This is a genomic window from Streptomyces sp. NPDC088730, assembly GCF_044751215.1.
Lineage (GTDB): Bacteria > Actinomycetota > Actinomycetes > Streptomycetales > Streptomycetaceae > Streptomyces.
The window spans coordinates 13,573-34,108 of record NZ_JBIVLK010000003.1 but is presented as its reverse complement, the minus strand read 5'-3'; the positions used below and the strand labels follow the sequence as shown (position 1 = coordinate 34,108).

Here is a 20,536-nt window from a genome sequence, read left to right as displayed (position 1 = left end):
GGAGTCCGCACCATGACACCCACCACACTCACCCGCCGCTCCGGGACGACGGACGGCACCGAGCCGGGCGCCCCCGCCGGGACCTCGGCCGCCGGGACTCCGGGCGCCGCGGGCTCCGTCCGGTCCAGCAGGTCCACCCGGTCCAGCCGGGACGCCGACGCCCTCGCGGTCGCCTCTTTCGTCCTCGGGCTCGTCGGACTGCTGGTGATGAACATCCTGCTGGGCCCGGCGGCCATCGTGATGGCGGTCGTCGCCCTGGCCCGGTCCACCGCTCGCAGGGGACGCGCCCTGCTGGGGCTCGCGCTCGGTGTCGCCGACCTCGTGGTGCTCGCCTTCCTCGTCACCGGGAACGGCGCCATCGGCTGGAGCTTCAGCGGCTGAGAAGAGCGATTCAGGTGTGCGGGGCACCGAAATCGCGGTGCGTGGACACCGTTTCCGCGGCGCGCGGGCGGCGAGGTGCCATGCGCCCGCCCTGCGCCCCGCCGCGGGCTCGTAGAATCGAGCCCACCATGGCTTACCTCGACCACGCCGCGACCACCCCGATGCTTCCGGAAGCGATCGCGGCGATGACCGCCCAGCTCGCTGTCACCGGCAACGCCTCCTCCCTGCACGCCGCCGGGCGGCGGGCCCGCCGTACCGTCGAGGAGTCCAGAGAGACCCTCGCCGACGCCCTCGGCGCGCGCCCCAGCGAGGTGGTTTTCACCTCCGGCGGCACCGAATCGGACAACCTCGCGGTGAAGGGTCTGTACTGGGCCCGGCGCGATGCCGATCCCCGCCGCACCCGGGTGCTGGCCAGCCCCGTCGAGCACCACGCGGTGCTGGACGCCGTGGACTGGCTCGGCGAGCACGAAGGCGCCACCGTCGAGTACCTCCCCGTCGACCGCCACGGGCGCGTCCACCCGGACGTGCTGCGCGAGGCGCTGGCCCGTAACCCCGACGACGTCGCGATGATCACCGTGATGTGGGCCAACAACGAGATCGGCACCATCATGCCGGTACGTGAACTGGCCTCAGTGGCGAGCGAGTTCGACGTGCCCATGCACGCCGACGCGGTGCAGGCCTTCGGCCAGCTGGAAGTCGGCTTCGGCCGTTCGGGACTGGCCGCGATGACCGTCAGCGCACACAAGATCGGCGGCCCGTCCGGCGTCGGCGCGCTGCTGCTCGGCCGTGACTACACCCCGGTACCCGTGCTGCACGGCGGCGGCCAGGAGCGCCATGTGCGCTCCGGCACCCTCGATGTGCCCGGGGTCGCCGCCTTCGCCGTCGCGGGACGGCTCGCCGCCGACCGGCGCGAGGACTTCGCCCGGGAGACCGGCGGCCTGCGCGACCAGCTGGTCGCGGCCGTACTGGCGGAGGTCCCGGACGCCATCCTCGGCGGCGACCCGGCCCCCGGCGGCAGGCTCCCGGCCAACGCGCACTTCACGTTCCCCGGCTGCGAGGGCGACTCCCTCCTCCTGCTGCTGGACGCCCAGGGCATCGAGTGCTCGACCGGCTCCGCCTGCACGGCCGGGATCGCCCAGCCCAGCCACGTCCTGCTCGCCACCGGCAGCGACCCGGACCTGGCGCGCGGCACCCTGCGTTTCTCGCTCGGCCACACCACGACCAAGCGGGACATCGACGAGGTGGCGCGGGCGATCGGCCCGGCGGTGGAACGGGCCAGGACGGCCGGACTCAGCTGAGCGCCGGCGGCCCGGCCCCGGCGCCGCGCGGCCCGCACCGGCTCATGGCATCCGGCGCCCTTCGCGTACCTCAGCGCCGCGCCGCCCGCACCAGCTTCATGTAGCGGTCCCAGTCCCAGCCCTTGCCCGGGTCCGTGTGATCGGCGCCCGGCACCTCCACGTGCCCGATGATGTGCTTCCGGTCCACCGGTATCCCGTACCGCCCGCATATCGCGGCGGTCAGCCGGGCGGACGCCGCGTACATCGCCGCCGTGAAGTCCTGCGGGCGGTCCACGAAGCCCTCGTGCTCGATGCCGACGCTGCGTTCGTTGTACGAGCGGTTGCCCGCGTGGAAGGCCACGTCCAGCTCGCGGATCATCTGCTCCACATGGCCGTCCCCGCGCACCACGTAGTGCGCCGCCGCCCCGTGCCCCGGGTCCTGGAAGACCCTGACGGCGCTCTGGAAGCTGCCCTGCGTGACATGGATGACGACCCGGTCGATCTTGTAGTCGTCGGGGCGGTCCGCCCGCCGCCAGTTCGACGGGGACGCCGCCGTCCACCGGGCCCGTGCGTAGTCCACCTCGCCGGGCTTACGGGGCTTCTCCACGCCCGGCAGCCGCCACCAGGCACGTTTCAGCTGGTCCCGGGCGAGCGCCGCCGTGCCGGCCGCCGTGACGGCGCCACCGATCAGCACCGAACGCCGGCTGATACCGGTGCCGGAGCCCTCGGCGCCTGTCGTGCCCTTCGTCCCCATGTCGTCGACAACGCATATCCATGAGCGTTCGGTTCCCGCCGCCCCGTACCCTGGGGGAGCTATGACTCAGACTTCCCAGCGCCCCCTCCGTGTCCTCGCCGCCATGTCGGGCGGGGTCGACTCCGCCGTCGCCGCGGCCCGCGCCGCAGAGGCGGGCCACGACGTGACCGGTGTGCACCTCGCCCTCTCCGCGAACCCGCAGTCCTTCCGGACCGGGGCGCGAGGCTGTTGCACGATCGAGGATTCCCGCGACGCCCGCCGCGCCGCGGACGTCATCGGCATCCCCTTCTACGTCTGGGACCTGGCGGAACGCTTCCGCGAGGACGTCGTGGAGGACTTCGTCGCGGAGTACGAGGCCGGCCGCACCCCCAACCCCTGCCTGCGCTGCAACGAGAAGATCAAGTTCGCCGCGCTGCTGGACAAGGCCCTCGCCCTGGGCTTCGACGCGGTCTGCACCGGCCACTACGCCACGGTCGTGCTCGCCGCCGACGGCAGCCGCGAGCTGCACCGCGCCTCCGACATGGCCAAGGACCAGAGCTATGTGCTGGGCGTCCTGGACGAGCGCCAGCTCGCCCACGCCATGTTCCCGCTCGGCGACACCCTCACCACCAAGGACGAGATCCGCGCCGAGGCCGAGCGCCGGGGGCTGGCCGTCGCCAAGAAGCCCGACAGCCACGACATCTGCTTCATCGCCGACGGCGACACCCAGGGCTTCCTGGCGGACCGCCTCGGCGGCACGGCGGAGGGCGACATCCTCGACGAGTCCGGTACGAAGCTCGGCACCCACGAGGGCGCCTTCGGCTTCACCATCGGCCAGCGCAAGGGCCTGCGCATCGGCCACCCCGCGCCCGACGGCAAGCCGCGCTACGTCCTGGGCATCTCCCCGGTGAACAACACGGTGACCGTCGGCCCCGTCGAGGCACTCGACGTGACCGCCCTGACCGCGATCAAGCCCCGCTGGTGCGGCACCCCGCCGTCCGGCCCCGGCACGTACACCGCCCAGCTGCGCGCCCACGGCGGCGAGACCGAGGTGAGCGCCGAACTGCTCGACGACACCCTCAGCGTCTCGTTCACCGAGCCGGTGCGGGGCGTGGCCCCGGGCCAGGCGGTCGTGCTGTACGACGGGACGCGCGTGGTCGGATCGGCCACGATCGCGACGACGGTGCGGCGGGAGACGGCCGCGGCGGGCTGACCCGCCCCGCGTTCGTACCCCGCGCGGATACGCCCGACCCCTGTACGGGCGTGGCCGCGCGGAGTGCTCTGGAGCCCCTGGGAGGCGTGCGCCGTCAGGACGCCTGCACCGCGTACACGTGCCGGGTGAAGAACTCCGCCAGCACCGGAGCGATCACCTGTGGTGCCAGCTCCTGGGCCTGGCCCGTCAGCGTGCGGTGCCGGCCCCGCGGCAGGGCGTGCGCCAGCTCCTGGCCCGCCGCCCTGGCGGTGTCCGGGCTGAAACCGCCGCCGACCACCAGGGTCCGCGCCGTGACGGAGGCGAACCGCCCGGCCGGCACCGCGCCGTCACCGAGCAGCGCGTCGTCGTACGCCAGGGTGTGCGCCACGGACTCCAGGCTCCGCCACAGCGGCGCACTCCGCATCCTGGCGATCAGGTCGGCCGGGACGCCCGCCAGGCTCAGGAACAGCTCCACCGCCCCGTCCCGGTCCCCGGCGGACAGCAGCCGGTGCAGCCGGTCCGTGCAGTCCGCCTTGAAGAGCAGACCGGCGGGGCCGGGGGTGTACGGCGGCTCGTAGACCGCGAGCAGATCGACCGGGAGCCCGGCGGCCTGCGCCTCCAGGGCCAGCGCGCCACCGGTCCCGGCGCCGAACACCGAGGGGCGGCCGCCGACCGCCTCGACGAGCGCGCCCAGGTCCTCGATCTCGCGCTCCACCGCGTACGGCGCGCGGTCGCCGCTGCCGCCCCGGCCCCGCCTGTCGTAGGTGACCACCTGGAAGCGGGGCGCCAGCAGGCGGGCCAGCGGGGCGTCGGTCGCGGCCGTGGCCAGGGCCCCGCCCACCAGGATCACCGGCGGTCCTTCACCCCGGCGCCGGTACGCGATCGGGGTGCCGTCGCGGGAGAGAGTCTTGTCCATGTGAAGGTGGACTGCGGGGCGCCGGAAAACTCATCGCCCGCAGCGAGAAGTTTCCGGATTTTCTCTCCGCACCAGCTCACAGGGGTTGTTGAGCTGTACTGACCTCCGGTCGGGCTTCAGTCCGCGACCGTCTCGGTGTCGTAGAAGCAGAAGTGGTCCTTGATCGCGGCGACTTCCTCCTTCGGCTCCGGGTACGCCCAGACCAGGTCCGCCGCGTCCGGCAGCGACCAGTAGGAGGCGTCCCCCTTGAACGGGCAGTGGGTCCGGGTGCCGGAGGCCGTCAGCAACTCGGTGCGGACGTCCTCCGGCGGCAGGTAGTAACGCACCGGACAGCCGGTCTCGCGCAGCACGAGCGGGCGCCGGCTCTCCGCCAGCAGTACGCCGTCGCGGATCACCCGCACATGCTCGGCGGCGGGTTCCACGGTGATGAGGTGTCCTCGGGTGGCAGTCATGTGTGGTTCAGCGGCGGGACGCGCCCGTTTCTTCCCCGGCGGGACGGCCGCCGGTGCCGGGTTCTACCGTGGAGACCATGAACATCTGCGTATTCCTCTCCGCCGCCGACCTCGACGAGCGCTACACCCGGCCCGCCCGCGAATTCGCCGAACTGATCGGCCGCGGCGGACACACCCTGGTCTGGGGCGGCTCCGAGAGCGGGCTGATGAAGGTCGTGGCCGACGGGGTGCAGGAGTCGGGCGGCAGGCTGGTCGGGGTCTCGGTGGACTTCCTGGCCGCGAAGGCCCGTACCGACGCGGACGAGATGGTGATCGCGCGTGACCTCGCGGAGCGCAAGGCGCTCCTCCTGGAGAAGTCCGACGCCGTCGTGATCATGGTGGGCGGTACCGGCACGCTCGACGAGGCGACCGAGATCCTGGAGCTCAAGAAGCACGGCAAGCACACCAAGCCGGTCGTGCTGCTCAACACGGCGGGCTTCTACGACGGACTGCGCCAGCAGTTCCAGCGCATGGAGGACGAGGGCTTCCTGCCGCTCCCGCTGACCGACCTGGTGTTCTTCGCCAAGGACGGCGTGGGCGCCCTGGCCTACCTGGAGGAGTGGTCCGGCCTGCAGTGATGCGCCGGGCGTGACGTGAGGGGAGTGCCGTGACGGGTGCGACGATGGGGGCATGTCCACTCACCTCATCACCGGCGCCGGTTCCGGCATCGGCGCAGCAGTCGCCCGCCGCCTCACCGAACGCGGCGACGAACTCGTACTCCTGGCCCGCGACGCCGGCCGCGCCAGGGAACTCGCCGCGCTGCACCCCGGCGCCCGCACGATCGTCGGGGACCTCGCCAACCCGGACCGGCTCTCCTGGGCCTTCGCCCAGCAGCCGGTGCCGGAGCGGCTGGACTCACTGATGCACATCGCGGGCGTCGTCGAGCTCGGTCAGGTCGGGGAGCTCACGCCCAAGGCCTGGCACGTCCAGCTCAACGCCAACCTGGTGGCCCCGGCCGAGCTCACCCGGCTCTTCCTGCCGCAGCTGCGCGTCGCCCAGGGCCACGTCCTCTTCGTCAACTCCGGCGCCGGACTCGCCGCCCACGCCGGCTGGAGCGCCTACGCCGCGAGCAAGCACGGGCTGAAGGCGCTGGCCGACTCGCTGCGCCACGAGGAGCACGGCAACGGGGTCCGGGTGACCACCGTCTACCCCGGCCGCACCGCCAGCCCCATGCAGGCCAAGGTCCACCAGCAGGAGGGCAAGGAGTACGACGCCGAGCGCTGGATCGACCCGGAGTCCATCGCCACCACGATCCTGATGGCGATCGACCTGCCGCGCGACGCCGAGGTCAACGACCTCACGGTGCGCCCCGGCCGCTGACGGCACGGGCCCGGAGCGGCCGTAGGCTTCCGGCGTGAGCGAGAAGAGCAAGTTCAGGATGTGCCCGGCCACCGGAATCGGTTCGATGCCCGGAGGGGACGCGCGGGAGGCGGCGAAGACCGTCACCGGCTCCTTCGGGGACGGCCAGGGCGTGCCGTACCTGGCGGAACTGCCCGCGCGCGGGCCGGGCGCGGACATGATCGGGCGGACCATCGGGCTGCTCGTCGAGATGTACGGGCACGTCGAGCCCAGCGGCTGGCGGATCAGCGACCGGCCGGGGCGCGACACCCGCCGGGCCCGTTCCTGGCTGGGCGAGGACCTCGACGCGCTGGAGGAGTTCACCCAGGGCTACGAGGGCCCGCTCAAGGTGCAGGCCGTCGGGCCCTGGACACTGGCCGCCGCCCTGGAGCGCCGGGGCGGCGAGGCCGTGCTCGGTGACCCGGGCGCCTGCCGCGACCTGGCCGGATCGCTGACCGAGGGGTTGCGCGACCACCTCGCGGAGGTGCGCCGCAGGATGCCCGGCGCCCGGGTGATCCTCCAGCTCGACGAACCCTCCCTGACCGGCGTCCTGCGCGGGCAGGTCAGGACCGCGAGCGGCTACCGCACCTACCGGGCGGTGGACCGCCAGCTCGTCGAATCCACCCTGCGCGAGGTGCTGGGCGCGGCGGGCGAGGGCGCCACGCTCGTCCACACCTGCGCCCCCGAGGTCCCGTTCGCGCTGCTGCGCAGGGCCGGGGCGGACGGTATCTCGTTCGACTTCTCGCTGCTCACCGAGCGTGAGGAGGAGGCGATCGGAGAAGCCGTCGAGGGCGGGACCCAGCTGTTCCTCGGGGTGGTGCCGGGCACAGACCCCGCCTCGGACGGATTGTCCGACCCGGGCGGTAGCGTCATGGGGGTCAGGACGCTGTGGCGCAGGCTGGGGCTGAATCCGGGGACTCTGACCGAGTCCGTCGCGATCACTCCGTCATGCGGCCTCGCGGGCGCGTCACCCGCGTACGCACGGGCCGCGCTCGCCCACTGCGCCCGGGCCGCGAAATCGCTTGCGGACAACCCTGAGTAACGGGGCACTGGGTAACGGGAGGACGGAACGATGGCCGGCGAAGAGCAGACGGCAGGGCCGGTGGAGGCGGGGACGGAGGTGCCGCCCGAGCCGCGCGAGCGGCACGCACTCCTCGCCGAACAGATCGAGGAGCACCGCTTCCGCTATTACGTGAACGACCAGCCGGTCGTCAGCGACGCGGAGTTCGACCGGCTGATGCGTGAGCTGGAGGCCCTGGAGGACACGTATCCGCAGCTGCGCACGCCCGACTCGCCGTCGCAGAAGGTCGCGGGGCCCTACCGGACGGAGTTCACCTCCGTCGAGCACCGCGAGCGGATGCTGTCCCTGGACAACGCCTTCGACGACGAGGAGCTGGCCACCTGGGGCGAGCGCGTCGCCCGGGACGTCGGCGCCACCGGCTACCACTTCCTGTGCGAGCTGAAGATCGACGGCCTCGCGGTCAACCTCACCTACGAGCACGGCCTGCTGACCCGGGCCGCGACCCGGGGCGACGGCCGCACCGGCGAGGACATCACCCCCAACGTCCGGACGATCGCGGAGATCCCGCACCGGCTGAAGGGCGACCGCGTCCCGGCGCTCGTCGAGATCCGCGGCGAGGTCTTCTTCCCGATGGAGGGCTTCGAGGAGCTGAACGCCCGGCTGGTGGAGGCGGACGACAAGCCCTTCGCCAACCCGCGCAACGCGGCGGCCGGTTCGCTGCGCCAGAAGGATCCCAAGGTCACCGCGAGCCGCCCGCTCCACATGGTCGTCCACGGCATCGGCGCCCGAGAGGGCTTCGACATCGACTGCCTCTCGCACGCCTACGAACTGCTCCAGGCCTGGGGCCTGCCCACCGCCAAGTACAACAAGGTGGTCGACTCCCTCGACGGTGTCCGCGAGTTCATCACGTACTTCGGTGAGAACCGGCACTCGGTGGAGCACGAGATCGACGGCGTCGTCGTCAAGCTCGACGAGATCCCGCTCCAGGGCCGGCTCGGCTCCACCTCGCGCGCCCCGCGCTGGGCGATCGCCTGGAAGTACGCGCCCGAGGAGGTCAACACCAAGCTGGTCAACATCCGCGTCGGCGTCGGCCGCACCGGCCGTGTCACCCCGTACGCGCAGGTCGAGCCGGTCGAAGTGGCGGGCTCCGAGGTCGAGTTCGCCACCCTGCACAACCAGAACGTGGTGCGGAGCAAGGGTGTCCTGATCGGTGACACGGTGGTGCTCCGCAAGGCGGGCGACGTGATCCCGGAGATCCTCGGGCCGGTCGTCGACCTCCGTGACGGCACCGAGCGGGCGTTCGTCATGCCCACCGAGTGCCCCGAGTGCGGCACGGAGCTGCGGCCCATGAAGGAGGCCGACATCGACGTCCGCTGCCCGAACGCCCGCTCCTGCCCGGCCCAGCTGCGCGAGCGCGTCGCCTATCTGGCGGGCCGCAAGTGCCTGGACATCGACCACTTCGGCTATGTCGCCGCCGCCGCGCTGACCCGCCCGCTGGAGCCCGCGGAGCCGCCGCTGCGCGACGAGGGCGATCTGTTCGGACTGACCGTCGAGCAGCTGCTGCCCATCCGGGCCTATGTCCTCGACATGGACAGCGGACTGCCCAAGCGCGACCCGAAGACGGGCGAGGAGAAGACCGCGCTGGTCTTCGCCAACCAGCAGGGCGAGCCGAAGAAGAACGCCGTCGCGATGCTGGACGCCATCGCGGCGGCGAAGGAGGCCCCGCTCGCCCGCATCCTCACCGGGCTCTCGATCCGGCACGTCGGCCCGGTCGCCGCGCAGGAGCTGGCCCGTCAGTTCCGCTCCATCGACCGCATCGACGAGGCCACCGAGCAGGAGCTGTCCGACGCCGACGGGGTCGGACCGATCATCGCGGCCTCGGTGAAGGCGTGGTTCGCCGAGGACTGGCACCGGGAGATCCTGCGCAAGTGGCGGGAGGCCGGGGTCCGGATGGAGGACGAGGGGGCCGGTGAGGAGGAGGGGCCCAGGCCGCTCGAAGGACTCACCGTCGTCGTCACCGGCACCCTGGACTCGCACACCAGGGATGGCGCGAAAGAAGCCCTCCAGAGCCGCGGGGCGAAGGTGACCGGGTCCGTTTCGAAGAAGACCTCCTTCGTGGTGGTCGGTGACAACCCCGGTTCGAAGTACGACAAAGCCATGCAGCTGAAGGTCCACGTGCTGGACGAGGACGGCTTCGCCGTACTGCTCGCGGACGGACCCGACGCGGCGCGCGAGGTGGCGGTGCAGGCCGGTACGGAGGCCGATGCCGGGACGGAGGCCGTGGAGGGTGCCGGGACAGAGGCCGCTGCCGGGACGGAGGCCGGTGCCGGGGCCGGTGGGTAGCGCCGGGCCGGGGTGCGGGGAGTCGTGCGCGTACGCCCGGATTCACCCGGTCGGCGCATAGCAGACGCTGACGGACGGTCGGTTCGCATTCGGGCAAGAGATGTAGACCGCTGCCCCTGGAAGCCCTCTGCGGCCTACTGTTGAGGGGTGCGCCCGCGGAGCCCGGCCACCGGGTGTGCGGGGCGCGGTGGCAGGGAACGGAACGATCAGGTGACATCGGCACCGCCGGCTGTGAGAGGGACGGAATGAAACCGACCGAGAACGCCGCACCGGTGTCGCGGCTGAAGGGTTTCGCCGGACTCACGCCCAAGGTGGGTGCCGTCGTCGTGGGCCTCGCCACCGTCCAGCTCGCGGCCGGCTTCTACCGGACCGTGAGCGGCGGACACGCGATCTTCCCGGACGGGAAGGCCGGCTGGTCGCTCGCCGTGCTCACCGGGATCGTCGTCGGCCACCTGGTCGCGCTCGGCCGCGACCGCTGGTGGGGCGGCACCGGTTCCGGGGCCGCCCTCACGCTCGCCGTGCTGCTGCTCTACGGCTGGGTGCCCGCCGGACTGGTCAGCCTGGTCGTGGTCGTCCTCGTCGGGATGGCCCGACGGCACCGCTGGTGGCAGGGGCTGCTGCACGGAGCGGTGGACATCCTGGGGGTGGGCGCGGCGGCACTGGTCATGGCCGCGTTCGGTGAGGTGCAGACCGTCGAGTCGCCCTGGCAGCCACTCGACTGGGGCATCGACGTCATCCCGGAAGTCCTCCTCGCCGCCTCCACCTACCTGCTCGTCACCCGGGTGCTGCTCTGGTACGCCCGCTCACCCCAGGGCGGCGGACTGCCGACCGCCGCCCGCACCGCGCTGCTGCGCCAGGGCCTCGTCGCGGTCGCGCTGCTCGGCATCGCACCGCTGATCTGCGTCGTCGCCATGGCCATGCCGGTCCTGCTGCCGCTCTTCGCGGTCCCGCTGATCGCGCTCGACTCCACGCTCTGGATCGCCCGAGCGCGGGCGGAGGAGCAGCTGCGGGACCCGCTGACTGGCCTGCCGAACCGCCAGTGGCTGCTGGAACGCACCTGGACGGCCCTGGAGGAGGCCGAGAGCGTCGGCTCCCGGGCCGGACTGGTCCTGATCGACCTCGACCGCTTCCGGGCGGTCAACGACACCCTCGGCCATCTGGCCGGGGACCGGCTGCTGTTGCAGATAGCGGACCGGCTGCGCCTGGCCCTGCCGCGCGGGGCGGAGGCGGCCAGGCTCGGCGGCGACGAGTTCGCCGTCCTGCTGCCCACCGCCGACTCCACCACCAGCGCCATGCGGGTCGCCCGCCATCTGGTCGCCGCGCTCTCCTCCCCGCTGGACCTCGACGGGCTCACCCTGGTGCTGGAGGCCAGTGCCGGTGTCGCCGTCTACCCCGATCACGCGCAGGACGCCGAGGGGCTGCTGCGCCGCGCGGACGTGGCCATGTACCAGGCCAAGCGCGACCGCACGGGCGTCGAGGTGTACGAGTCGAAGCGCGACAGCAACACCCCGGACCGGCTCGGGCTCCTCGGTGACCTGCGGCGTGCGCTGGACGCCGGCGAGGTCGAGCTGCACTACCAGCCCAAGGTCCGCTTCGACGGACAGGTGGCCGGCCTCGAAGCCCTGGTCCGCTGGGTGCACCCGGAGCGGGGGCGGGTCCCTCCGGACGAGTTCATCGCCATCGCGGAGTCGTCCGGGCTGATGCCGCACCTCACCGAGTACGTACTGGAGACGGCACTCGCCCAGGTCGCCCGGTGGCGGGCGCAGGGGCTGTTCGTCCCGGTCGCCGTCAACGTCTCCCCGCGCGATGTGCACACCCCCGGATTCGCGGGCGGCGTCGCGGCCCGGCTGGCCCGGCACGGCGTCCCGGCGGGCGCCCTGCAGCTGGAGATAACGGAACACGTGCTGCTGGAGGACCCGCAGCGGGCCGCGGACACGCTGGCCGGGCTGACCGGGCACGGCGTGAAGATGTCCCTGGACGACTTCGGCACGGGGTACTCCTCCCTCGTGCACCTGCGCCGGCTGCCGGTCAGCGAGCTCAAGATCGACCGCTCCTTCGTGGCCCGGCTCGCCATCGACCACGAGGACGCGGAGATCGTCCGCTGCACGATCGACCTGGCGCACTCGCTGGGCCTGCTGGTCGTCGCGGAGGGCGTCGAGGACGACGAGACCTGGGAGCGGCTGCGGGACCTGCGCTGCGACGCGGTGCAGGGCTGGCTGGTGGCGGCCGCGATGCCGCCGCAGGAGACGACCGCGTGGCTGCGGGCGCGGGGCGAGCACGGATGGCGGCGGCCGGCCGAGCTGGCGGCAGCGGCGGCGGCCGCGGCAGCCGCGGCGAGTGTGGCCGCCGCCGCGACGCCCGAGCCGGAGCAGCGGCCGTCCGGGCGGACGGCGGGCTCGCGGCCGGCGACGACGTAGGACGGCACGGGGTGCGGCGCCGCGGTGACGCGAGCCGGAGGCGTCCGGCGGCCGCTTTGTCCTCAATAGCCGGACGGGCTTGATTTCGCGCACCCGGACACCCCATAGGATTGGGGGTCGGCGGCACATTTCCACCGTCCGTCCGGCCAAAACCACACACCAACCCCTGAGGATCGCTGCATGCCTGGCATCACGCGCGAGGAGGTCGCCCACCTCGCCCGGCTGGCGCGTCTGGAGCTGAAGGGCGAAGAGCTCGATCACTTCGCCGGTCAGCTCGACGACATCATCGGCGCGGTCGCCCGCGTCTCCGAGGTCGCCGACCAAGACGTACCGCCGACCTCCCATCCGCTGCCGCTGACCAACGTCATGCGGGCGGACGAGGTCCGTCCCTCGCTCACCCCCGCGCAGGCGCTCTCCGGCGCCCCTGCCCAGGAGCAGCAGCGTTTCAAGGTGCCGCAGATCCTGGGGGAGGACTAAAAAGCCATGACGGACATCAGCACCATCATCAAGCTCACCGCCGCGGAGACCGCCGCGAAGATCGCTTCCGGCGAGCTCACGGCCGTCGAGGTCACCGAGGCCCACCTGGCCCGGATCGAGGCCGTGGACGAGAAGGTCCACGCCTTCCTGCACGTCGACCGCGAGGGCGCGCTCGCGCAGGCCCGTGCCGTCGACGCGAAGCGGGCCGCGGGCGAGAAGCTCGGCCCGCTGGCCGGCGTCCCGCTGGCGCTCAAGGACATCTTCACCACGCAGGACATGCCGACCACCGTCGGCTCGAAGATCCTCGAAGGCTGGGTCCCGCCCTACGACGCGACCGTCACCAAGCGGCTCAAGGCCGCCGACGTCGTCATCCTCGGCAAGACCAACATGGACGAGTTCGCCATGGGGTCCTCCACCGAGAACAGCGCCTACGGCCCGACCGGCAACCCGTGGGACCTCACCCGCATCCCGGGCGGCTCCGGCGGCGGCTCCTCCGCGGCCCTCGCGTCGTTCGAGGCCCCGCTCGCCATCGGCACGGACACCGGCGGCTCCATCCGCCAGCCCGCCGCCGTCACCGGCACCGTCGGCGTCAAGCCCACCTACGGCGGCGTCTCCCGTTACGGCATGGTGGCCTTCTCCTCCTCCCTCGACCAGGGCGGCCCCTGCGCCCGCACGGTCCTGGACGCGGCGCTGCTGCACGAGGCCATCGCCGGACACGACCCGCTCGACTCGACCTCCATCGACGCCCCGGTCCCGCCGGTCGTCGAGGCCGCCCGCAACGGCTCCGTACGGGGCATGCGCGTCGGAGTCGTCAAGCAGTTCTCCGGCGAGGGCTACCAGGCCGGCGTCGTCCAGCGCTTCGACGAGTCGGTCGAACTGCTGAAGTCGCTCGGCGCGACGGTCGTCGAGCTGGACTGCCCGTCCTTCGACCTCGCCCTTTCGGCGTACTACCTGATCGCGCCGTCCGAGTGCTCCTCGAACCTCGCCCGCTTCGACGCCATGCGCTACGGCCTGCGCGTCGGGGACGACGGCACGAGGTCCGCGGAGGACGTCACCGCGCTCACCCGCGAGGCCGGCTTCGGTGACGAGGTCAAGCGCCGCATCATCCTCGGCACGTACGCGCTCAGCTCCGGCTACTACGACGCGTACTACGGCTCCGCGCAGAAGGTCCGCACCCTGATCACGCGGGACTTCGAGAAGGCCTTCGGAGAAGGCGGCGTCGATGTGATCGTCTCCCCGACGACACCCACCACCGCCTTCCCGATCGGCGAGCGCGCCGACGACCCGATGGCCATGTACCTCGCGGACCTGTGCACCATTCCGGCCAACCTGGCCGGCAACGCCGCCATGTCGCTGCCCTGCGGCCTGGCACCTGAGGACGGCCTGCCGGTCGGTCTGCAGATCATCGCCCCCGCCATGAAGGACGACCGGCTGTACAAGGTCGGAGCCGCCGTTGAGGCCGCCTTCGTGGAAAGGTGGGGACACCCACTGCTTGAGGAGGCTCCGTCGCTGTGAGTGCCATGGCAAAGAAGGCCACGAACTTCAAGAAGTCCAAGACCGGGCTGTACGTATCGCTCGGCAGCACCGCGTTCGGCGCGATCAGTGTTGCCAAGCAGATCAGGCTCGCGCGGAACGACAACGACACGCTGCGCCTCATCGACGCGACCGTGTCCGCCGCCGCCATCGTCACCGGCCTCGCGATCCTCTATCGCGAACTGAAGCGTCTCGGCGACGACGACGTCCTGCTGGGCTGAGAGGGAAAGTTTCACCGTGACTGCTGTCATTGACCTGGAGTCGTACGAGGACGCCCTCGCGGCGTACGACCCCGTCATGGGCCTCGAAGTCCATGTCGAGCTGGGCACCAAGACCAAGATGTTCTGCGGCTGCTCCACCGAGCTCAAGCAGGACGCCAACTCGCAGACCTGCCCGGTCTGCCTCGGGCTGCCCGGCGCGCTGCCGGTCGTCAACGAGATCGGCGTCGAGTCCGCCATCAAGATCGGTCTCGCGCTGAACTGCGAGATCGCCGAGTGGTGCCGGTTCGCCCGGAAGAACTACTTCTATCCGGACATGCCGAAGAACTTCCAGACCTCCCAGTACGACGAGCCGATCGCCTTCGACGGCTATCTGGACGTCCAGCTGGAGGACGGGGAGATCTTCCGGGTGCAGATCGAGCGCGCCCACATGGAGGAGGACACCGGCAAGTCGACCCACGTCGGCGGCGCCACCGGCCGTATCCACGGCGCGTCCCACTCCCTGCTGGACTACAACCGCGCGGGCATCCCGCTCATCGAGATCGTCACCAAGCCGATCGAGGGAGCGGGCGCACGTGCGCCCGAGGTCGCCAAGGCGTACGTCGCCGAGCTGCGCGAGCTCATCAAGGCGCTCGGCGTCTCCGAGGCCCGGATGGAGATGGGCCAGATGCGCTGCGACGTCAACCTGTCGCTGCGTCCGCACGGCCGCGAGGCGTTCGGTACCCGCTCCGAGACGAAGAACGTGAACTCGCTGCGTTCCGTCGAGCGGGCCGCGCGCTTCGAGATCCAGCGCCACGCCGCGGTGCTGAACTCCGGCGGCACGATCGTGCAGGAGACCCGGCACTTCCACGAGGAGGACGGCTCCACCACGGCCGGCCGCATCAAGGACAACGCCGAGGACTACCGCTACTTCCCCGAGCCCGACCTGGTGCCGGTCGCCCCGGCCCGGGAGTGGGTCGAGGAGCTGCGGGGCGGGCTGCCCGAGCTGCCCCGGCTGCGCCGCGCCCGGCTCAAGGAGGAGTGGGGCATCAATGAGCACGACATGCAGTCCATCCTCAACGCGGGCGCGGTCGAGCTGATCGTCGCGACGATCGACGCGGGCGCCCCCGCCGACCAGGCCCGCAAGTGGTGGATGGGCGAGCTGGCCCGTAACGCCAACGAGACCGGCCGCGGTCTCGACGAGCTGGGCGTCACCCCGGCGCAGGTCGCCCGGGTGGCCGAGCTCGTCGCCTCCGGCGACCTCAACGACAAGCTGGCCCGCCAGGTGCTCGAAGGCGTCCTCGCGGGCGAGGGCGACCCGGACACCGTCGTCGAGAAGCGCGGCCTGAAGGTCGTCTCCGACGAGGGCGCGCTGTCCACGGCGGTCGACGAGGCCATCGCGGGCAACGCCGGAATCGCGGACAAGATCCGCGGCGGCAAGGTCGCCGCGGCCGGCGCGCTCGTCGGCGCTGTCATGAAGGCCACCCGCGGCCAGGCGGACGCGGCCCGGGTGCGTGAGCTGATCCTGGAGAAGCTCGGCGTCGAGGGCTGAGCCCTTCCCGCACGTCCCGAGGGGGCGGTGCACCGGGTCCCACCCGGCGCACCGCCCCTTTCACCGGTCCGGAGAGAGTCCGCTGAACACCGTCACCGCCGAGATCGTCTCCGTCGCCCTCCTGCTGGGGGTGCTGGCGTTCGCCGTCGTGCGCCCCAGGGGGCTGCCGGAGGCGACCGTCGCCGTGCCCGCCGCGGTGCTCGTGATCGCGCTCGGCGCGGTCTCCTGGCCCGAGGCCAGGTCCCAGCTGGTCGACCTGCTGCCGGTCGTCGGATTCCTCGCCGCGATCCTGGTACTGGCCCAGCTCTGCGCAGACGAGGGGCTCTTCAGGGCCGCCGGTGACCTGGTGGCCCGCGCCTGCGGCGGGCGGACCGGCCCGCTGCTCGCGGGCGTCTTCGTCGTCGCTTCGGCGATCACGGCGGTGCTCAGCCTGGACGCCACCGTGGTCCTGCTGACCCCGGTCGTCCTCGCGACCGCGGCCCGCGTCGGGGCCCGCCCCCGCCCGTACGTGTACGCCTGCGCGCACCTCGCCAACTCCGCGTCGCTCCTGCTCCCCGTCTCCAACCTGACCAACCTCCTGGCGTTCACGGCCAGCGGTCTCTCCTTCACCCGCTTCGCCGCCCTGATGACGCTGCCGTGGCTGGCGGCGATCGCCGTCGAGTACGTCATCCTGCGCCGGTTCTTCGCGGCGGACCTGGCGGCGGGCGCGCACCCGCCGGAGCGGGACGAGGACCGGCCGGAACTGCCCGTCTTCACCCTGGTCGTCCTGGTGCTGACCCTGTGCGGATTCGTCGTGACCTCGTTCGCGGGCGCGGAACCGCTGTGGGCGGCGCTGGCGGGCGCCGTCGTGCTGGCCGTACGGGCGCTGGTGAGGCGGGAGACCACCGCGAAGGGACTGGCGCGCTCCGCCAACGTGCCGTTCTGCCTGTTCGTGCTGGCGCTGGGCGTCGTCGTCAAGGCGGTCGTCGACCACGGCCTGGGCACCGGCATCACCCGGCTCCTGCCGGAGGGATCCTCGCTGGGCGCGCTGCTCGCGGTGGCCGCGGTCGCGGCGGTGCTCGCCAACCTGATCAACAACCTGCCGGCGATCCTCGCGCTGCTCCCGGTCGTCGCGGCGGCCGGACCGGGGCCGCTGCTGGCCGCGCTGATCGGGGTGAACCTCGGCCCGAACCTCACGTACGTCGGCTCGCTCGCCACCCTGCTGTGGCGCCGCATCCTGCACACGCACGACGAGGCGCCGGAACTCGGCCACTTCACCAGGCTCGGGCTGCTGACCGTACCGGCGACGCTGGCGGTGTCGACGGTCGCGCTCTGGGGGGCGCTGCGGGTGATCGGGGTGTGAGGCGGCCTCGGCGAGTCCGCCGGACGGCCGAAGCCAGGTCCGCCCGTACGCGGACCCGACGCCTGTGAGTAAGGCCACGAATCGGGCAAATGATCACAGTTGGCTGTCAGAGTGACGGTTCTCAAGGTCATGCGTTTTCCCGCGGACGGTTCTGCCGAGCCGCCGCGGAGACCACGAACCCGCAGGGAGCTCGTCCCTTGGCTGCCATCGCACGCTGGTGCATCGCACACCGCCTCGCCGTCGTCCTCCTCTGGCTGCTCGCCCTCGGCGGCACGGCCGCCGGCGCGGTGATCGCGGGGAGTGCCTACACGAACGACTACGAGGCACCCGGCACCGAATCCGGCCACGCCGCCGCGCTCCTGAAGAGCGGCTTCACGAATCTCGGCGGGGACACCGACACCATCGTGTGGCACACCGACGACTCCACCGTGCGGGCGGCCGACGTCGAGCAGAAGATGACCAGGACCCTGCACGCGGTCGGACAGCTGCCCGGCGTCGGCGCCGTCAGCGGGCCCTACACCCAGGAGGGCGCCGGACAGATCAGCGCGGACGGGCGCACGGCCTACGCCACGGTCACCTTCGACCGGCAGGCCGACGACGTACCGGTGGAGCAGGCCCGGGCGGTCGTCAACACCGCGAAGGCCGCCTCCGGCACCCACCTCCAAGTCGAACTGGGCGGCTCGGCCGTAGCCCTCACCGAGGCGCCCGCCGTACACCTCAGCGAGGCGGTCGGGGTCGTCGTCGCGGCCGTCGTGCTCTTCCTCGCCTTCGGCTCGCTCGCCGCCAGCATGCTGCCCATCGCCACCGCCCTCGTCTCGGTCGGCACCGCGTACGCGGGCATCGCGCTGCTCGGACACGTGATGACGGTGGCCGATTTCGCCCCCATGCTCGGCATGCTCGTCGGGCTGGGGGTGGGCATCGACTACGCCCTCTTCATCGTCACCCGGCACCGCACGGGGCTCAGGCGCGGCATGAGCGTCCCGGAGGCGGCGCAGTACGCGGTCGCCACGACCGGACGCGCCGTCGTCTTCGCCGGGGCCACCGTCTGCATCGCGCTGCTGGGCATGCTGATCCTGCGGCTGGACTTCCTCAACGGAGTCGCCGTCGCCGCCTCGCTCACCGTCGTGCTGACCGTGGCGGCCGCCGTGACCCTGCTGCCAGCCCTGCTGTCCCTCATCGGCACGCGGGCGCTCAGCGGGCGCGAGCGCAGACGGCTCGCCCAGGACGGGCCCCGGCCGGACCTGCCCACCGGGTTCGCCGCGCGCTGGTCCGCCTTCGTCGAGCGGCACCCCAAGCTGCTCGGCGGAATCGCGGTGGCGGTGATGCTGGTCCTCGCGCTCCCCACCTTCTCGCTCCACCTCGGCAGCTCCGACCAGGGGAACAACGCGAAGTCCTCGACCACCCGGCAGGCGTACGACCTGCTGGCCGGCGGATTCGGCCCCGGCGTCAACGGACCGCTGACCATCGCCGCGCAGCTGGACGGCGCGGACGACCGGCTGGCGATGGACGCGCTGCCCGCGACGCTGCGGAACACCGACGGAGTCGCGTGGGCCTACCCGGTCACGTACAACTCCAGCGGCGACACCGCGTTCGTCACCGTCGTACCGGACTCGGCACCGCAGTCCCAGCGGACCAGCGCGCTCGTCGACCGGCTCCGCACGGACGTACTGCCGCGGGCGGCCGACAACACCTCCCTGCGCACCCATGTGGGCGGCGTGACGGCCAGCTACGACGACTTCGCGCAGATCATCATCGGCAAACTCCCGCTCTTCATCGGGGTCGTCATAGGGCTCGGCTGCCTGCTCCTGCTGCTGGCCTTCCGGTCGGTCGGCATCCCGCTGAAGGCGGCGGTGATGAACATGGCGGCGGTCGCCTCCTCGTTCGGCGTGGTCGTCGCGGTCTTCCAGTGGGGGTGGGGCAGCGAACTGCTGGGGCTGGGCAGCTCCGGCCCGATCGAACCCTTCCTGCCGGTCATCATGGTGTCCGTACTGTTCGGCCTCTCCATGGACTACCAGGTGTTCCTGGTCGGCCGGATGTACGAGGAGTGGCTGGAGACCGGCGACAACCGGCGGGCGGTCCGGGTCGGCCTGGCGGAGACCGGCCGGGTGATCAACTCGGCCGCGGTGATCATGATCTCGGTCTTCCTCGCCTTCGTGCTCAGCGGCGACCGGGTCATCGCGATGTTCGGGATCGCGCTCGCCTCGGCCGTCGCGCTGGACGCCTTCGTGCTGCGCACGCTGCTGGTTCCCGCCCTGATGCATCTGCTGGGCGGGGCGAACTGGTGGCTGCCGGGCTGGCTGGACCGCAGACTGCCGCGGCTCAGCATCGAGCCGCCCGAACGCCGGTCGCCGAGCACGCGGATCCCGGCGGCGGACGCGAGCCCGGACGGGGCGGCGGTACCGGCCACCCGGCGCGTTCGCTGACCGGAGCGGCTCAGAGCGGACCGGAGCGGCTCGGAGCGGCTGTGCCGGGCGGGGGAGCGGGGCGCGGGAGCCGGGTGCCGCGGCGCGTTAAGAACGTTCTCATCCGGGACGCCTAGCGTGCGGGAAATGAACCCCACCACTCCCCTCACTCCCACAGCTCCCGTCGCCGAGGGCGACGGAGAGAAGAAGACGGCAGAGAATGCCGCCACAGACACCGCCGGCGCCAAGGGCGCGGCGGAGCGACCCGAGACGGCGGGGCGGCTCGACAAGGCGGACACGGAGCCCGCGGACCGCGGCGACGGGGCGGAACAGGGCTTCGACCTCGATGAGGGCCTCGATGACGGTCTGGACGACGACGGGTCCGACAAGGAGTCCGCCGGTCTCGGCACCGCCGCCGCGGCCGTCGTCTCCGTCGGCCTCGGCATCGTCTCGCTCACCGGAGCCTGGAGCGGCCGGGTCGCCGCCGAGCGCGAGACCCTGATCGGGCAGATCAAGACATCGTCCGGCGGCTCGGCCGCCCAGCAGATCTCCGAGATCTACGGCGACGCCTGGCACGCCACCGCCCTGGTCAACGGCCTCTTCGGGATCGTCGCCCTGCTGGTCGGCTGCTACGTCCTGGTCCGGCCCGCGTTCGGCGCCCCCTCCGCGCACCCGCAGGCCGGCTGGGTCCGCGCGGTGGCCAAGGGCGGCATCGCGCTCGGCGTGATCGGCGTACTGGTCTCCGTGGGCATGTACTTCGACCTCATCGTCGCCCTGCCCACCGCGGCCGCGACGACCGCGGGAAGCTGACCCGGCGGACAGGCACCCCCTCCCGTACGGCGCCCCCCGGAGCCGCCTAAGGCATCCGCGGGGGCGTTCACGGTCCGTGTGCGGTGACACGGGCACCCGCCTAAGGCACCGGCC

18 protein-coding genes are annotated in these 20,536 nt (G+C 72.3%); 15 read left to right on the top strand and 3 right to left on the bottom strand.

The annotated features are described in order from the left end of the window. Positions 1-12 precede the first annotated feature (12 nt). Together ACIP89_RS12115 and ACIP89_RS12110 are read left to right on the top strand one after the other, a co-directional pair. Positions 13-381: a DUF4190 domain-containing protein gene (locus ACIP89_RS12115; RefSeq protein WP_402114630.1), complete on the top strand. Its 369-nt coding sequence runs from the start codon at positions 13-15 to the stop codon at positions 379-381. Positions 382-509: 128 nt separating this feature from the next. Continuing rightward, positions 510-1,679, top strand: a complete 1,170-nt coding sequence (locus tag ACIP89_RS12110; RefSeq protein WP_401920126.1) for a cysteine desulfurase family protein — start codon at positions 510-512, stop codon at positions 1,677-1,679. Positions 1,680-1,749: 70 nt separating this feature from the next. Here ACIP89_RS12110 and ACIP89_RS12105 read toward each other — a convergent pair whose 3' ends face one another. Then, positions 1,750-2,412 (bottom strand): N-acetylmuramoyl-L-alanine amidase, encoded by a 663-nt coding sequence (locus ACIP89_RS12105; RefSeq protein WP_401920123.1) that lies wholly within the window; start codon positions 2,410-2,412, stop codon positions 1,750-1,752. A 61-nt stretch (positions 2,413-2,473) separates the two neighbouring features. Here ACIP89_RS12105 and mnmA point away from each other — a divergent pair, with 61 nt between their 5' ends. Further along, entirely contained in the window at positions 2,474-3,604 is a 1,131-nt protein-coding gene (mnmA, locus tag ACIP89_RS12100) for a tRNA 2-thiouridine(34) synthase MnmA (protein WP_402114628.1), read from the top strand. A gap of 94 nt (positions 3,605-3,698) precedes the next feature. Here the strand turns inward: mnmA and ACIP89_RS12095 are convergent, their stop codons facing one another. Continuing rightward, positions 3,699-4,499 (bottom strand): alpha/beta fold hydrolase, encoded by an 801-nt coding sequence (locus ACIP89_RS12095; protein ID WP_401928144.1) that lies wholly within the window; start codon positions 4,497-4,499, stop codon positions 3,699-3,701. 116 nt (positions 4,500-4,615) lie between these two features. Further along, a complete protein-coding gene (locus tag ACIP89_RS12090) occupies positions 4,616-4,951 on the bottom strand; it encodes a DUF427 domain-containing protein (protein WP_371775992.1) in 336 nt (111 codons plus the stop codon). Between the two features lie 77 nt (positions 4,952-5,028). Here ACIP89_RS12090 and ACIP89_RS12085 point away from each other — a divergent pair, with 77 nt between their 5' ends. The 12 genes from ACIP89_RS12085 to ACIP89_RS12030 all read left to right on the top strand — a co-directional run bounded on the left by ACIP89_RS12085 (position 5,029) and on the right by ACIP89_RS12030 (position 20,422). Beyond that, a complete protein-coding gene (locus ACIP89_RS12085) occupies positions 5,029-5,568 on the top strand; it encodes a TIGR00730 family Rossman fold protein (protein ID WP_401920112.1) in 540 nt (179 codons plus the stop codon). Between the two features lie 52 nt (positions 5,569-5,620). Then, complete coding sequence (locus ACIP89_RS12080) at positions 5,621-6,310, top strand: SDR family oxidoreductase (RefSeq protein ID WP_401928149.1); 690 nt, start codon at positions 5,621-5,623, stop codon at positions 6,308-6,310. A 34-nt stretch (positions 6,311-6,344) separates the two neighbouring features. Beyond that, a complete protein-coding gene (locus ACIP89_RS12075) occupies positions 6,345-7,370 on the top strand; it encodes a methionine synthase (protein WP_371775991.1) in 1,026 nt (341 codons plus the stop codon). Between the two features lie 30 nt (positions 7,371-7,400). Beyond that, a complete protein-coding gene (ligA, locus tag ACIP89_RS12070) occupies positions 7,401-9,692 on the top strand; it encodes an NAD-dependent DNA ligase LigA (RefSeq protein ID WP_402114624.1) in 2,292 nt (763 codons plus the stop codon). A gap of 245 nt (positions 9,693-9,937) precedes the next feature. Next, positions 9,938-12,109 (top strand): putative bifunctional diguanylate cyclase/phosphodiesterase, encoded by a 2,172-nt coding sequence (locus ACIP89_RS12065; RefSeq protein WP_401920105.1) that lies wholly within the window; start codon positions 9,938-9,940, stop codon positions 12,107-12,109. A 180-nt stretch (positions 12,110-12,289) separates the two neighbouring features. After that, positions 12,290-12,586: an Asp-tRNA(Asn)/Glu-tRNA(Gln) amidotransferase subunit GatC gene (gatC, locus tag ACIP89_RS12060; RefSeq protein WP_003966094.1), complete on the top strand. Its 297-nt coding sequence runs from the start codon at positions 12,290-12,292 to the stop codon at positions 12,584-12,586. A gap of 6 nt (positions 12,587-12,592) precedes the next feature. After that, positions 12,593-14,101, top strand: coding sequence for an Asp-tRNA(Asn)/Glu-tRNA(Gln) amidotransferase subunit GatA (gene gatA / locus ACIP89_RS12055; protein WP_401928155.1), 1,509 nt, complete (start codon positions 12,593-12,595; stop codon positions 14,099-14,101). A 5-nt stretch (positions 14,102-14,106) separates the two neighbouring features. Beyond that, positions 14,107-14,340: a hypothetical protein gene (locus ACIP89_RS12050; protein WP_073738655.1), complete on the top strand. Its 234-nt coding sequence runs from the start codon at positions 14,107-14,109 to the stop codon at positions 14,338-14,340. 16 nt (positions 14,341-14,356) lie between these two features. Beyond that, entirely contained in the window at positions 14,357-15,868 is a 1,512-nt protein-coding gene (gene gatB, locus ACIP89_RS12045; protein WP_401928158.1) for an Asp-tRNA(Asn)/Glu-tRNA(Gln) amidotransferase subunit GatB, read from the top strand. A gap of 82 nt (positions 15,869-15,950) precedes the next feature. Beyond that, entirely contained in the window at positions 15,951-17,210 is a 1,260-nt protein-coding gene (locus ACIP89_RS12040) for an SLC13 family permease (RefSeq protein ID WP_401928317.1), read from the top strand. A gap of 197 nt (positions 17,211-17,407) precedes the next feature. Further along, positions 17,408-19,633 carry an MMPL family transporter gene (locus ACIP89_RS12035; protein ID WP_402114622.1) on the top strand — a complete coding sequence of 742 codons (2,226 nt, stop codon included), beginning with the start codon at positions 17,408-17,410 and terminating at the stop codon, positions 19,631-19,633. Between the two features lie 126 nt (positions 19,634-19,759). Continuing rightward, the gene (locus tag ACIP89_RS12030; protein WP_402114619.1) at positions 19,760-20,422 is read left to right on the top strand and encodes a hypothetical protein; all 663 of its coding nucleotides are present in this window, start codon (positions 19,760-19,762) and stop codon (positions 20,420-20,422) included. Positions 20,423-20,536 lie beyond the last annotated feature (114 nt).

What these genes read in the sequence shown, in the direction of transcription:
- ACIP89_RS12105 (WP_401920123.1), bottom strand. Translation starts at nt 2,412, where the DNA reads ATGGGGACGAAGGGCACGACAGGCGCCGAGGGCTCCGGCACCGGTATC.
- ACIP89_RS12090 (WP_371775992.1), bottom strand. Translation starts at nt 4,951, where the DNA reads ATGACTGCCACCCGAGGACACCTCATCACCGTGGAACCCGCCGCCGAG.
- ACIP89_RS12030 (WP_402114619.1), top strand. Translation starts at nt 19,760, where the DNA reads ATGAACCCCACCACTCCCCTCACTCCCACAGCTCCCGTCGCCGAGGGC.
- gatA (WP_401928155.1), top strand. Translation starts at nt 12,593, where the DNA reads ATGACGGACATCAGCACCATCATCAAGCTCACCGCCGCGGAGACCGCC.
- ACIP89_RS12110 (WP_401920126.1), top strand. Translation starts at nt 510, where the DNA reads ATGGCTTACCTCGACCACGCCGCGACCACCCCGATGCTTCCGGAAGCG.
- ACIP89_RS12095 (WP_401928144.1), bottom strand. Translation starts at nt 4,499, where the DNA reads ATGGACAAGACTCTCTCCCGCGACGGCACCCCGATCGCGTACCGGCGC.
- ACIP89_RS12115 (WP_402114630.1), top strand. Translation starts at nt 13, where the DNA reads ATGACACCCACCACACTCACCCGCCGCTCCGGGACGACGGACGGCACC.
- ligA (WP_402114624.1), top strand. Translation starts at nt 7,401, where the DNA reads ATGGCCGGCGAAGAGCAGACGGCAGGGCCGGTGGAGGCGGGGACGGAG.
- ACIP89_RS12050 (WP_073738655.1), top strand. Translation starts at nt 14,107, where the DNA reads ATGGCAAAGAAGGCCACGAACTTCAAGAAGTCCAAGACCGGGCTGTAC.
- mnmA (WP_402114628.1), top strand. Translation starts at nt 2,474, where the DNA reads ATGACTCAGACTTCCCAGCGCCCCCTCCGTGTCCTCGCCGCCATGTCG.
- ACIP89_RS12085 (WP_401920112.1), top strand. Translation starts at nt 5,029, where the DNA reads ATGAACATCTGCGTATTCCTCTCCGCCGCCGACCTCGACGAGCGCTAC.
- ACIP89_RS12065 (WP_401920105.1), top strand. Translation starts at nt 9,938, where the DNA reads ATGAAACCGACCGAGAACGCCGCACCGGTGTCGCGGCTGAAGGGTTTC.
- ACIP89_RS12080 (WP_401928149.1), top strand. Translation starts at nt 5,621, where the DNA reads ATGTCCACTCACCTCATCACCGGCGCCGGTTCCGGCATCGGCGCAGCA.
- gatC (WP_003966094.1), top strand. Translation starts at nt 12,290, where the DNA reads ATGCCTGGCATCACGCGCGAGGAGGTCGCCCACCTCGCCCGGCTGGCG.